Genomic DNA, 13,092 nt, shown 5'->3' with positions numbered 1-13,092 from the left:
GGGTCGGATGCCGTGCAGCCCAGCGCCGTGCAACCCGGCGCGGCACGGGTCGGTGACGGGGCGCGGGCGCCCGGTGGGTCGCCTCGGCTGACCGAGCGGCGTGCGTTGCGGCCCGGCGACCTGATCTGCGGCCAGTGCGGTGAGGGCAACGCGGCGACCCGGAGGTTCTGCGGGCGGTGTGGCGCCGAGCTGGTGGAGGCGCGGGTCGTGCCGGAGAAGTGGTGGCGGCGGTTCGTGCCCCGGCGCGAGCCGGCCAAGGCGGGCACCCGGCGTCGTCGCCGCACGTCCGCCGGTCGCGTCGTCGGCCGCTTCCTCCGGTGGGCGCTGGCGGTCCTGCTGCTCGGCTCGGCCGGGCTGTACGGGCTGCACGGCCCTTTCCGGTCGGCCGTCGACGACCACGCGGTCTCCGCGTTCGGCACCGTCCGGGACTGGTTCACCGCCGACCCGCGCCCGGTGCGGCCGAACCGGGTCACGGCCTCCGCCGCCGCCCCGGGTCACGGCCCGGAGCTGGTCGCCGACAACGCGACCAACACCCACTGGGCCGCGCCGGGCGACCCGCTGCCGAGCCTGGAGTTCACCTTCGACGCGCCCGCCGACCTGACCCGGGCGATCTTCCGGGTCGGCGTCGGCGACCGCTTCCAGACCGCGAAGCGCCCGGCCGACGTGCGCTTCGCCTACTCCACCGGCCAGGTGTTCGACCTGCGCCTCGCCGACACGCCGGACGAGCAGACCGTGCGGCTGGCGAACGGCGAAGGCGCCCGGTCGGTGCGGTTGGAAATCCGGTCGCTGCACGGCTCGCTGGAGGGCGACGACGTGGCGATCTCCGAGATCGAGTTCTTCGAGGCGGGCTGAGATGCGGCGGTTGGCGGTCGTGCTCCTGGTGGCCGGGTTGCTGCTCGCGGACCGCCCGGCGGTGGCGCAGGCGGAGCCGACGGCGCCCTACCGGGTGGGCGTGAGCCGGTCCGCCGACCTCTGGAGCACCGATGCCCGCGGCGGCGACCCGGTGGCCGTCACGCGTGGCGGGCCACCCGCCGACCGGGACATCGCCTACTCGCCGGACGGTGCGCGGGTCGCGTGGACCGAGGACCCCGGCGGCGAGGGGCCGACGCGGGTGCGGGTCGCCGACGCGGACGGCGGCGGCGCCCGCTACCTCAGCGACCGCACCGGCGAGGCGGAGCCGTCGTGGTCGCCGGACGGCACGCGGCTCGCCGTCCGGCGTGACGACACCGTCGAGGTGGTGCGCGTCGCGGACGGCGTGCTGCTGTCGTCCGTCCCGCGACCCGACCACCTGCGCGGCCGGGACGGCGCGCCCGCGTGGTCGCCGGACGGCCGCACCATCGCGTTCAGCCGCGACAGCGACGGCCTGGACGTGCCGCTGGTCGCCCCCCGCTCGGTCGGCGCGTCCACCCCGCCGGGCGGTTCGTTCACGACCTCCGCGACGTTGCGCACGCCACCCGTGCCGCGCCGACCGGAGATCATGTTCCTGTTGGACACCACGGGTTCCATGAGCGCCGCGCTGGCCACGTTCAAGGCGGAGATCCCGAAGGTCATGGACGAGATCGTGTCGCGGGACGCGGGCGCGCGGTTCGGCGTCGCCTCGTACAAGGACACCGTGGACGGCCCGCGGCGCTACGAACTCGTGCAGAACCTCACCACGGCCACCGCGCTCGCGGCGGTGTTGCGGAACAACGACCTGCTGACCGCCGAGGGCGGTGGCCGGACCGCGGCCGAGGACTGGTTCAACGGCCTGCACCGGATCGCACGCGACGAGCTGGCGGGACGGCACGTCGTGTTCGACACGCCCGGCGCGAGCCGGATCGTGGTGCTCGCGGGCGACGCCACCAGCAAGGAGTACGGCGACAAGTGCGACCCGGCCGAGCCCACCCCGAAGCCGCCGGACCCGGAGCACTGCGTCCCGCCCTACTACAGCGCGCAGGACGTGAAGAACGACCTCACCGGCACGTACCCGCCGTCGAACGAACCACGTGGCATCAAGGTCGTCGCGGTGCCGATCAAGGGGCGCGGTGACGGGCTGAACTCCCGCCGCCAGGCCGAGGACGTCGTCAACCACACCGGCGGCACGCTGGTCGCCGCGGGCGCGACGCCGACCGAGATCGCCGCCGCCATCGGTCGCGGCATCAAGGACCTGCCGGTGACCGTCACGCCCACCGCGTCCTGCTCGGGCGGCGCGTCCGTGTCGTTCGACCCGCCCTCGCGCACGGTCGCGGGCGACACCGAGGTGGCGTTCCAGGAGGCGGTCCGGCTCGGGCCGGGACCACGCGTGCCGGGCGACGTGACGACCTGCGCGGTCCGGTTCCTGTTCGACGGGGTGGAACCCACGCGCCCGCACGTGCAGACCATCCGGGTGACCGAGTCCGGCTCGGGCACGCCGACGGTCGTGGTGCACGGCGCCGCCGTGCCCAGCCCGCGTGGCGTGCCGGTGCCCGTGGACTTCAGCGCCTCCGCCACGTCGGCGACCGGCACGCCGCTCACCCCGACCTGCGACGCGCGCCCCGGCGCGTTGTTCCCGGTCGGCGTCACCAGCGTCACGTGCACCGCCGAGGACCGCGGCCGGACGGGGCGGGCGGCCTCGACCGTCGCGGTGTTCCGACCGGACGAGCCACCGCACCGGGGCATCTGGCTGGCCGGCACGAGCGAGCCCGTGGTGCAGACCGACCTGTCGCCGGGGTTCCCGCCCGAGTGCGCGGGATCCGCGGACTCGCCCGACTGGTCGCCGGACGGCACCCGCCTGGTGTTCGCACCCGACGGGGCGCTGTGCACGGCGAACGCGGACGGCACCGGCGCGACCGTGCTGGTGCCCGGCGGCAACCGCGCGGAGGCGCCGGCGTGGTCGCCGGATGGCGCGCTGATCGCGTTCGACCGGGCCGTGGGCACCACTCGGCGGGTGTTCTCGGTGGCGGCCGGTGGCGGCACGCCCCGGCCGCTGGTGTCGTTCGGCGACGAACCGGTGCGTGGTCCCGCGTTCCGCCGGCTGCCGGACCTCGTGGTCGCCGGTTCGGCCGTGCCGGCGCGGATCGCGTTCCAGGGCGTGACGACGGCGCGGTTCACCGTCGTGAACACCGGTCTCGCGGCGGACCCGGCGGCCGTCCTGGCGCTGGCCGTGCCCGACGGGCTGCGGGTGGAGCGCATCACCACGACGGTCGGCACGTGCGACGTCGCGACGGCGCGCTGCGTGCTCGGCCGGTTCGCCGCCCGCGCCACCGCGGAGATCCGGCTCACCGTGACCGGGACCGCCGCCGGCACGCGGGTCGTGCGGGCCGACGCGGGCGTGGACGTGAACCCGGCGGACAACCGGGTGGAGGTGCCGATCCAGGTGGCGGAGGAGGTGAAACCGCCACCCCGGCCCGGATCGCTGTCGATGGCGGTCACCGCGCTGCCCGCGGAGAGCTACGTCGGCGGTGACGACGTCACCGTGGTCTTCAAGCTCCGCAACGGCGCGGGCACCCCGATGACGGCCGTCCGGGTCGTCACGTCGCTGCCACCGCGACTGCTGCCGGCCACCGCCGTGTCGCCGGGCTGTGCGGCCGACGGCACCGTCTGCGACATCGGTGTCCTGCAACCGCTCCAGGAAGCCGAGGTGCGGATCTCCCTGCCCGCCAAGGCGGCCGTGGAAGCCGACGTGGGTGGTTCCGCGGTCGGCGTCGGGCCGGACACCGACGCGGCCGACAACACCGCCTCGACGCGGATCGCCGTGCGGCAGCCCCGGCTCGTCGTCGACCCGCTCGTGGGGCCGACCGGGTTCGTGCCGCGCGTGACCGGCTCCGGCTTCCCGCCCGGCGGAACCGTGCGGCTGGTCTGGGCGGTCGGCATCTCCACCTCCCCGGACACGGTGCCGGTGCGCGCGGACGGGACCGTCGACGCCCAGTTCCCCGTGTTCGAGAACGACCAGGTCGGTCCGCGCGAGCTGATCGCCGAACCGGTCACCGGACCGCCCTTCGCCGCGGTGCGGTCGAACGCGTTCCTCGTCGTGCCGAAAACCCTGCAACCACCCGACTTCGCGGCACGCGGCTGAAGGACTGCCCCATGGGGCAGCGGGTGGCGCACCGCGCCACGCCCTTCCGCCTCGTGCCCGCGCCGACCGTCCACCGGAGGATCTTCGACATGGGCGCTACCGCGACGCTGTCCACCACCGGCCCGGCCGTGGAGCCGGGCGGCGAGACCACCTGCACGGTCGTCGTGCGCAACACCGGTGAGCTGGTGGACCAGTTCACCGTGGACGTCGTGGGCGGCGCGGCGGCGTGGGCCGTCGCGGAACCGCCCTCGGTGAACCTGGTGCCGCAGGCCACCGCCGAGGTGGTGGTGCGGTTCGCGCCGCCCCGCGCGGTGGAGGTGCCGGCGGGTCCGGTGCCGTTCGGGATCCGCGTCACGTCCCGCGAGGACCCGTACGGGTCGGTCGTGGAGGAGGGCGTGGTCGAGGTCGGCGAGTACACCGAGCTGAGCGCGGAACTGGTGCCCACCAGGCTGGAGGCGGCTCGGCGCGGCCGGTTCGAGCTGGCCGCGGACAACGTCGGCAACCACCCGGTGGCGTTGCGGTTCCTGCCGGGCGACCCGGACGGCGAGCTGGACTTCAGCCTCGACCGCGGCGAGGTGGTGCTCGCGCCGGGCACCGCCGCGTTCGTCAAGCTGGTGGTGAAACCCCGCGACACGTTCCTGCGCGGGCAGCCCAGGACGCGGCCGTTCCGGGTGGAGGTGCTGCCGAGCAGCGGCGACCCGCTGGCCGCGGACGGCGTGCTGGTGCAGCGCCAGCTCCTGCCCCGGTGGCTGCTGCCCGCCCTGATCGCGCTGGCGGCGCTGGCCGCGCTGCTGGCCGCGTTGTGGCTCACCGTGTTGCAGCCCGCCGTGAAGTCCGCCGCACGCGACGCCGCCACGCAGCAGGCGGGCGAGGTGAAGGCGGCGGCACAGCGCGCCGAGGACGCCGCGGGCGCGGCGAAAGCGGATTCCGCGCAGGCCAAGGGCAACTCGGCGGCGGCGATGGAGGCCGTCGGCCTCGATCCCGGCGCGCCGCCCGGATCGCCGCCCACCGCGCCCCGGCAGTCCGCCGCGCCGGGCGAGCCGACCGACTTCCGCGTCGCCGCCGACGCGGCCGTGGTGACCAACCAGAACCTGTTCGCGGACTTCGTGTTCACCCCGCCCGACGACAAGAAGACGTTGCACGTCAGCGACATCGTGCTGCAAAACCCGCGGGGCGACACCGGCACCGTGCGGATCATGCGTGACAGCGGCGGCACCCGCGCCACGATCCTGGAGGTCGGCCTGGGCAACTACCGCGACCTGGACCGCCACTTCGTGCAGCCGCTGCGGTTCAAGCCGGGCGAGCGGGTCGTGTTCTCGGTGAGCTGCCAGAACCCGCCGGAGAAGGGCAACTGCACCCCCGCCGCGTCCTTCTCCGGACGGGTGGAATGACCGTCAGATCAGCCCCTCCCGCAACGCGAACGCCACGGCGTGCGCGCGGTTGCGGAGCTGGAACCGGTTGGTGATGTCGTGCAGGATGCTCTTCACCGTGCGTTGCGAGTAGCACAGCTTCTCCGCGATCTCGCGGGTCTCGAAGCCGTCCGCGATCAGCCGCAGCACCTCGGTCTCCCGGTCGGACATGCCCGCCATCGTCCAGCCGTTCGGGTGCAGCACGTCGCGCTGCAACCGGGACACCCGGTCCAGCAGCCGCCCGAGCAGGTCCGGCGGCAGCGCGCCCTGACCCGCCGCGGTCGCCTTCACCAGGCGCACCAGGGCGTCCGGGGTCGCCTCCGACCGGCGGACCAGTGCGGAGACGCCGCTGCTCACGACGTTCAGCAGCTCCGGTTCCGCGATGTCGCCCGCCACCAGCACCACACCGGGGCTGCCCGGCGCCTGGAGCCTGCGCAGCAGCCGCTGCGCGGGCCCGTCCAACCGGTCCAGCACGACCAGCGCCACCGGCGCCGGTTCGTCCGGTTCGACCAACCGGATCTCCGGCCGGGACCGCAGGGCCGCGGTCACCCCGGCCCGGGTGATCGAGTCCGCCGCGTGCAGCGCCACCGCGATCCGCTCACCGTTCATGTCGTCTCCCCAGTGCTCGTGCCCCCTGCGTCCCGCCCCTCGCGCCCGATCCCCTCGCGCCCGATCCCCCGGGGCGACCATCGTCCCCAGAGGACGCGGCCGGCACTACGGCCCCGGTGTCCCGATGTGTCCCGGCTCGTCGCCCAAACCGGCCCGCTTCGCCCGGGACACGGCCTGCGCCCGGTCGGCCACGTGCAGCTTGCGCAGGATGTTGGACACGTGGTTGCGCACCGTCTTGGGGCTGAGCACCAGGACGCGGGCGATGGCCGCGTTGCCCCGGCCGTCCGCCATCAGCCGCAGCACCTCCCGCTCCCGCGCCGTCAGCTCCGGGAACGCGTCCCGCGCATGCCGGGGCGCCGCGCCGAAGTAGGCGAGCAGGCGCACCGCGATGCCGGGGCTGAAGATCGCCTCGCCCTCGGCGACCGCGCGCACCGCGCGCACGATCTGCTGCGGCCGGGCCGCCTTGAGCAGGTAGCCCAGCGCACCCGCGCGCATCGCCGCGAAAACCGAGTCGTCGTCGTCGAACATGGTCAGCACGAGCACCCGCACGGCCGGGTCGCGCGCCACGATCCGCCGGGTCGCCTCCACCCCGCTCAGGTCGGGCATGTTGAGGTCCATCACGACCACGTCGGGCCGCAGCGCGGCGGCCAGCTCGACCGCCATCCCGCCGCCGGACGCCTCGCCGACCAGCTCCAGGTCGTGCGCGGTGGCCAGCGCCGTCGCCAGGCCGTAGCGGAACAGCGGGTGGTCGTCCACGACCAGGGCCCGGAGCGCGGGCGGCACGACCCGCTCACACCCCGCCCGCGACGGGCAGCTCCGCGGCGACCCTGGTGCCGCCCGCGGCGGCCTCCTCGATGGCCCACGTGCCACCGACCTCGTGCGCGCGGTCCCGCATGGAGTTCAGCCCCACCCCGCCCCCGTCCCCGCGGCCCGCGCCGCAGCCGTCGTCCACGACCTCCACGTGCAGGTCGTCCGCGCACCACAGCCGCACCGCGCAGGTCCGCGCGCCCGCGTGCCGGACCACGTTGGTCAGCGCCTCGCACACGATCCGGTAAGCCGCGACCTGCACGGCGAGCGGCAGTCCCGGCGGGACACCGTCGACGTCCACCCGCACCCGCACCGGGTGCCGGTCGACCAACGTCGCGACGTGCGCCCGGATCGCGCCCGCGAGGCCGAGCCGGGCCAGTTCCGCCGGGCACGCGCCCGCGGCCAGCCGCCGCACCTCGCCGACCGCGCCACGCACCTCTTCCTCGAGGCGCGCGAGCAGCAGCCCGGCCGCCGCCTGGTCGCGTGCCAGCAGGTGCCGCGCGGCACGCAGGCCGAGGGCGATCGCGGCGAGGGAGGGTCCGAGGCCGTCGTGCAGGTCGCGCAGGACCCGCCGCCGCACCTCGTCGGCCGCATCGGTGGACACTGCGAACTCGCGGCGCACGTCCCCTCCCGGTCAGGCGGGTGGCCCCGAGGCCCTGCCGCCTCACCAAGGAAGTCGCGCGACCGCCGGCTGTCGTTTCACACCGCGGTCGAGTTCCCACTTCAGGGGGAATTCGGCGGCCGACCGGATCGACGTATCACCGCCGCGACTGCGTCCTCCATACCGGTATCGGTCCCACGGGAGGGTGGTCATGGGGCAAACGGGCGGCCGGGCGGTCATTCAGGTGCACCCGACCCGGGTGTGCAACCTGCGCTGCCGGCACTGCTACTCCAGCTCCGGGCCGGACGTCGCCGAATCCGTGCCGATCGGCGTGCTCGCGCCCGCCGTCCGCGACGCCGCCGCGCTCGGCTACGACGTGATGAGCGTGTCCGGCGGCGAGCCGTTCCTCTACCCGGAGCTGCCCGCACTCCTGCGGTCCGCGCGCGAGGCCGGGATGCGCACCACCGTCACCACCAACGCGGTGGCGCTGACCCAGCGCCGCATCGGGCTGGTGCGGGGGCTGGTCGACCTGGTGGCCGTGTCGCTGGACGGCGACCAGCCCACCCACGACCGCATCCGGGACCAGCCGGGCTGCTTCGACAAGGCCCTCACGGGCATCCGGCGGCTCACCGAGGCGGGCATCCCGGTCGGCGTCGTCACCACCCTCACCCAGGGCAACGCCACCCAGCTCGGTGACGTGGCGCTGGCCGCGTCCCGGTCCGGCGCGCTGCTGCTCCAGGTCCACCCGCTGGAACCGGAGGGCGCGGCGAACCGGCTGATGGCGGGGGAGCGGCCGGACGCGGTGGAACTCGCCTACGCCGCCGTCGAGCTGGGTCGCATCGCCGAGGAGCACGGCATGGCGGTGCAGCTCGACGCCGTGCCGCGCACCACGCTCGCCCGCCGGCCGGAGGCGTTCATGGCCGCGCCGGTGCCCGACCGCGTGCCGCTGGGCCGGTGGCTGACACCCCTGGTGATCGAGGCGAACGGCGCGGCGGTGCCCGTGTCCTACGGCTTCGACCGCCGCTACGGCCTGGGCAACGTGCACGACCGCCCGCTGGCCGACCTCGCCCGCGGCTGGGACCCCACGCCGTTCCTGGAGCTGTGCCGGGGCACGTGGCAACGCCTCGTGGACGGTCGCACCGGACCGCTGATCCCGTGGTACGGGCACCTGGTGCGCGCCTCGCGATCGGCTACCGCCGGCCGTTGAGCAGTTCCGCCGCGCCACGCGCGTTGACCACGCGCTCCGGCGGCACGCCGCACTCCTCGGCCCGTTCGCAGCCGTAGGACAGCCAGTCGAGCTGGCCGGGCGCGTGCGCGTCGCTGTCGATCGCGAACTCGCACCCCAGCTCCACCGCCAGCCGCAGCAGCCGGCGTGGCGGGTCGAGCCGGTCGGGCCGCGAGTTGATCTCCACGGCGGTGCCGTGGTCCCGGCACGCGGTGAACACGGCCTCGGCGTCGAACTCGGACTCCGGCCTGCCCCTCCCGGTCACCAGCCGACCGGTGCAGTGCCCCAGCACGTCCACGTGCGGGTTCGCCGCGGCGGCCGACAGCCGCGCGGTCATCTCCCGGGACGGCATCCGCAGCTTCGAGTGCGCGCTCGCCACCACGACGTCGAGCCGCCCCAGCAGCTCCGGGTCCTGGTCCAGCGAGCCGTCCGCGAGGATGTCCACCTCGATCCCGGTCAGCACCAGGAAGGGCGCCAGCTCGGTGTTCAGCTCGGCCACCACCTCCAGCTGGCGGCGCAACCGCTCGGCGGACAGGCCGTTGGCGACGGTGAGCCGCGGCGAGTGGTCGGTCAGCGCCACCCACTCGTGCCCGAGGTCGCGGGCCGCCTCCGCCATCTCCCGGATCGGGCTGCCGCCGTCGGACCAGTCGGAATGCGTGTGGCAGTCGCCTTTCAGCCGCGCGCGCATGGCCTGGCCGCCGACCACCGGGGGCCGGATCTTCGCCAGGTAGGCGGGTTCCCGGCCGTGCACGGCGTCCGCGACCACGCCCGCCGTCGCCCGCCCGATGCCGTTCAGCTCGGTCAGCGTGCCGCGCTCGACGCGTTGCGCCAGCTCGTCCGGCGACAACGCGGCCACCACGTCGGCGGCCCGGCGGAAGGCACGCACCCGGTACGTCGGCTCGCCCGCCCGTTCGAGCTGGAACGCGACCTGCCGCAGCGCCCAGAGGGGGTCCACCACCCCTGTGTACCCCGGCCGGCGGCGCCGGTCCACTCCGGACCCGGCCGCACCGGTTCGCCGGGAAGGCTTGCGGTCGCCGGGGAGGTGCGGCCAGCATGTGCGCCATGCCCCCACGGTCACCGGCCGGGTCCCTAGGTTCCCGACGTCGGCCCAGCAAAGGCGACGTGACCTCGCAAGCCATCCTGGACACCGCCGAACGGCTGTTGCAGACCCGTTCGCTGGAGGACATCGCGGTGGACGAGTTGGCCGCCGGCGCGGGCATCTCGCGGTCCACGTTCTACTTCCACTTCTCGTCCCGCGAGGCCGTGCTGCACGCGCTGTCCGCGCAGGTGCTGGACGCCCTGTACGAATCGGCGTCGTCCTGGCTGCGGCGCGGCAGCGAACCGCCGGAGGCCGCCGTCCGGCGGGCGCTGGGCGCGACGCTGGCGTTGTGGCGCGCGCACGGCCCGGTGCTGCGCGCTTCGGTGCGCGCCCGCGACACCGACCCGCTGATGCGTGATTTCTGGGCGGGCGTGGCACGGCGGTTCGTGGACGCCACTGCCGAGCAGATCACGCTGGAGCGGGCGGCGGGCGCGGCGGTCGACGGGCCGGACGCGCGGTCCCTCGCGGCGGTCCTGGTGGCCATGAACGAGCAGGCGTTCCTGGGTCGCTCCGTGGTGCGCCGGTCGGCGAAGAAGGACCGGGAGCTGGTGGACACGTTGACGTACGTGTGGCTGCGCGCCGTGTACGGCGGTTAGCGGGTTATTCCACGTCGGTCGCCGACCCTGTCGGACGGCGACCGACCACTTAGGACTGCTCGGTCACGGCGTGAGCACCACCTTGCCCGTGGTGGCGCGGGTTTCCAGCGCGATGTGCGCCTTGGCGGCGTCCGCTAGCGGGAACGCCGTGACGCGTGGCGTGAGCCGACCGGTGGCGAGCGCGTCCAGCGCCAGCGTCTCCAGCTCACGCAGGCTCATCGTCTTGAGGAGGCGCGGACCCAGCGCGACGGTCGCGGTCAGCCCGTTGCGGTACAGGTCCATGGTCTCGATGCGCGTCGGCTCGCCCGCCGACCAGCCGAACATGACGATCCGCCCGGCCACGCCGAGCAGTTCGAGCGCCTGCCTGCCGACCGCGCCGCCGACGCCGTCCAGCACCACCGACACCTCGCCGACCTCGGCGCGGACCTCGTCGGCCCACCCGTCGCGGGTGTAGTCGACCACCACGTCCGCGCCGAGGTCGTGCAGCAGGTCCAGCTTGGCCGTGCTCGCGGCGGCCACGACGCGGGCGCCGACGGCCTTCGCCTCCTGCACGAACAACGCGCCCAGCCCACCCGCCGCGGCGGGCACCAGCACCACGTCCTCCGGCGTGAGCTGAGCGATCCGCAGCACGCCGAACGCGGTGCGCCCGGTGCCGATCATCGCCACGGCGGCCTCGGCGGACACGTGGTCGGGCAGGGCGTGCAGCGAGGTCGCGGGCACGGCGGCCAGTTCGGCGTACCCGCCGTGCGCCGCGCCCAGGTGCGCGACGACCCGCTTGCCCAGCCACGCGCCGTCGACGTCCGGCCCGAGCCGCCGGACCACGCCCGCGACCTCGCGGCCCGGCGTCATCGGCAGGTCCGGCGGCGGGAACGGACCGCCCCGCTCGCCCTTGCGGAGCGTCGTGTCCAGCAGGTGCACCCCCGCCGCCGCGACCTCCACCAGCACCTGACCGGTGCCCGGTTCCGGGTCCGGCACCTCCTCCACGAGCAGGTTCTCGGCCGGGCCGAACTCGTGCTGTCGAATGGCGCGCATCGCGTTTCCCCCAGTTCCTCGGTTGCCGCCCCAACCTAGGAACTCGACCTAACTGGAGGTCAACCGCGCGTCAGAGCCGGTTCATGATCCGGTCGATCGCCTGGCCGAGCTTCGCGTACTTCTGCGTGTAGAGCACGGGGAACACCCCCGGCGGGTCGGCCGGCCGGTTGTGGTCCACGTAGTCCGTGCCCAGGTTGCAGAACACCACGACGATGTAGCTGCGACCGCTCTTGCCGCGCACCGGCTTGACGATGCCCGCGTCGCTGCCCGTGGTGTCTACCCAGCCGGTCTTGTGCGCGAACGTCACGGTGGCGTCGGCGTTGCACGGGCGCACGTCGCGGTCGTACACCGCGCTGCCCGCGGTCACCGTGCCGTCGGCCTTCGTCCACCGGTCCGTGATGCGCTGCGGCAGGCCCGGACCGGGGTAGTCGCGCCCGCACCAGTTGGTGGTGGACAGCATCTCGTTGTGGCCCTGCTCGTTGAGCGCCTTGAGGAACACCTGCCGCGCCGACGGCGACAGCTCGTCACGGGTGACGCGCTTGCCCGCGTCGGTCGTCCAGAGCGCGCCGAACCCGCCGTTCACCAGGAGCAGCAGCTTCGCGGTGTCGATGCTGCTCATGTTGGAGCCGATCCACCGGCCGCCGTTGCCCGGGTTGGTGCCGGTGACCATCAGCGTCGGCATGCCGAGGTCCACGAACGCCTGGTTGGTCTCGTCCCACGCGTTGAGGTCGTGGACCAGCTTGATCAACGCGCACGTCGACTCGTTCTGCGACTTGGTGATCATCTCGTCGAAGTGCTGCCGGACGGTCTTCTTCGACGGGCCGCCGCACACCGGGTTCTGCGTGACCGGCTCGTAGGAGTATTCGGCGTCGAGGTCCACGCGACCGCGGTCGGCCAGGCGCAGCACGCCGAAGCCCACCATCAGCTTGAGCACCGACGCCGGGTACGGCGACGAGAAGTCGATCGGCGCGTTCTCCCGGCCGGCCAGGACGTCCCGCGTGCCGCGACCGCCGTTGCGGTCCCACTCGTCGTCGTCCCACCAGCGGTAGCGGATCTGGTCGGTGGACAGGTTCGCGCGGTTGTTCAGCGGCACCACGACGCCGTTCGGGTACTGCGGGCTGAGCAGCACGTCGGCCATGGCCCGCGGCCGGCCGGCGGCGTCGAGTTCGATGATCGCCGCGTCCATGTTCGGCGTCTGGTGCAGCGGTCGCGGGGTCGCCGCGACGAGCGGCGCCGGTCCGGCGTCGTCGTACTTCTCCGGCGCGCCGCGGCGGGCGGCCAGTGCCAGGTCGGGCGGGGTGAGGTCGATGACGTCCCGGAAGTCCTGCGCGTCGATCGCCCGGCGCAGCGCCTCGGCGAGCCGGTGGCTGCCGGCGTCCGGTGCGGCTGCCGCCGGGATCGTGCCCGACGCCAGCAGGACCGCGGCCGACAGCGCCGTGAAACAGCGTTTCAGCATTGTTGCCCCCATGTGAAGTGCTTCGTGGATACGGTAGCGCCGCATTCCAAGTCACGTGTCGCAACTGGTGGACGTGGCCGCTGGACGTGGGTTCCGAGCCCGGGGTGACGCCCGTGAAGGCGGATTCACGGATGGGGGACTTGGTCGCGCCGGGCGGAGTGCCGGGGTTGGCGAAGTCGCCGTGGGACTGGGCGGTGAGCCTGGCGTCCATGCCAACGTGGTGCC

11 protein-coding genes are annotated in these 13,092 nt (G+C 74.4%); 5 read left to right on the top strand and 6 right to left on the bottom strand.

Features of this window, described 5'->3' with window-relative positions; genetic code table 11:
- The first annotated feature begins 12 nt into the window (after positions 1 to 12).
- Genes KZQ38_RS28370 through KZQ38_RS28360 form a run of 3 tightly spaced genes read left to right on the top strand, consistent with a single transcriptional unit; the run spans position 13 to position 5,424 of the window.
- Complete coding sequence (locus KZQ38_RS28370) at positions 13 to 852, top strand: NADase-type glycan-binding domain-containing protein (protein ID WP_219446130.1); 840 nt, start codon at positions 13 to 15, stop codon at positions 850 to 852.
- A gap of 19 nt (positions 853 to 871) precedes the next feature.
- Positions 872 to 4,033 carry a hypothetical protein gene (locus tag KZQ38_RS28365; protein ID WP_308258641.1) on the top strand — a complete coding sequence of 1,054 codons (3,162 nt, stop codon included), beginning with the start codon at positions 872 to 874 and terminating at the stop codon, positions 4,031 to 4,033.
- Positions 4,034 to 4,044: 11 nt separating this feature from the next.
- Positions 4,045 to 5,424: a COG1470 family protein gene (locus KZQ38_RS28360; RefSeq protein ID WP_308258634.1), complete on the top strand. Its 1,380-nt coding sequence runs from the start codon at positions 4,045 to 4,047 to the stop codon at positions 5,422 to 5,424.
- 3 nt (positions 5,425 to 5,427) lie between these two features.
- Here the strand turns inward: KZQ38_RS28360 and KZQ38_RS28355 are convergent, their stop codons facing one another.
- From KZQ38_RS28355 to KZQ38_RS28345, 3 genes are all read right to left on the bottom strand, one after another.
- On the bottom strand, positions 5,428 to 6,051 hold the full coding sequence (locus tag KZQ38_RS28355; RefSeq protein ID WP_219446128.1) for a helix-turn-helix transcriptional regulator: 624 nt from the start codon (positions 6,049 to 6,051) through the stop codon (positions 5,428 to 5,430).
- Between the two features lie 105 nt (positions 6,052 to 6,156).
- The gene (locus tag KZQ38_RS28350; RefSeq protein ID WP_219446126.1) at positions 6,157 to 6,834 is read right to left on the bottom strand and encodes a response regulator; all 678 of its coding nucleotides are present in this window, start codon (positions 6,832 to 6,834) and stop codon (positions 6,157 to 6,159) included.
- Between the two features lie 7 nt (positions 6,835 to 6,841).
- Positions 6,842 to 7,480, bottom strand: a complete 639-nt coding sequence (locus tag KZQ38_RS28345) for a sensor histidine kinase (RefSeq protein ID WP_219446125.1) — start codon at positions 7,478 to 7,480, stop codon at positions 6,842 to 6,844.
- 190 nt (positions 7,481 to 7,670) lie between these two features.
- Here KZQ38_RS28345 and KZQ38_RS28340 point away from each other — a divergent pair, with 190 nt between their 5' ends.
- The gene (locus tag KZQ38_RS28340) at positions 7,671 to 8,666 is read left to right on the top strand and encodes a radical SAM protein (protein WP_219446124.1); all 996 of its coding nucleotides are present in this window, start codon (positions 7,671 to 7,673) and stop codon (positions 8,664 to 8,666) included.
- Here KZQ38_RS28340 and KZQ38_RS28335 read toward each other — a convergent pair.
- Complete coding sequence (locus KZQ38_RS28335) at positions 8,650 to 9,639, bottom strand: PHP domain-containing protein (protein WP_219446123.1); 990 nt, start codon at positions 9,637 to 9,639, stop codon at positions 8,650 to 8,652. The genes KZQ38_RS28340 and KZQ38_RS28335 overlap by 17 nt on opposite strands.
- Before the next feature lie 167 nt (positions 9,640 to 9,806).
- On the opposite strand from KZQ38_RS28335, the gene KZQ38_RS28330 reads away from it, so the two are divergent.
- Positions 9,807 to 10,379, top strand: a complete 573-nt coding sequence (locus tag KZQ38_RS28330; protein ID WP_219446122.1) for a TetR/AcrR family transcriptional regulator — start codon at positions 9,807 to 9,809, stop codon at positions 10,377 to 10,379.
- A 63-nt stretch (positions 10,380 to 10,442) separates the two neighbouring features.
- Here KZQ38_RS28330 and KZQ38_RS28325 read toward each other — a convergent pair whose 3' ends face one another.
- Positions 10,443 to 11,411: a zinc-binding dehydrogenase gene (locus KZQ38_RS28325; protein ID WP_219446121.1), complete on the bottom strand. Its 969-nt coding sequence runs from the start codon at positions 11,409 to 11,411 to the stop codon at positions 10,443 to 10,445.
- 70 nt (positions 11,412 to 11,481) lie between these two features.
- Positions 11,482 to 12,867, bottom strand: coding sequence for a serine hydrolase (locus tag KZQ38_RS28320; protein WP_257902396.1), 1,386 nt, complete (start codon positions 12,865 to 12,867; stop codon positions 11,482 to 11,484).
- Between the last annotated feature and the right edge of the window lie 225 nt (positions 12,868 to 13,092).

The sequence above is a fragment of the Saccharothrix obliqua genome, assembly GCF_019375475.1.
Taxonomy (GTDB): domain Bacteria; phylum Actinomycetota; class Actinomycetes; order Mycobacteriales; family Pseudonocardiaceae; genus Actinosynnema; species Actinosynnema obliqua.
This window is presented reverse-complemented; position numbering and strand designations above follow the sequence as displayed.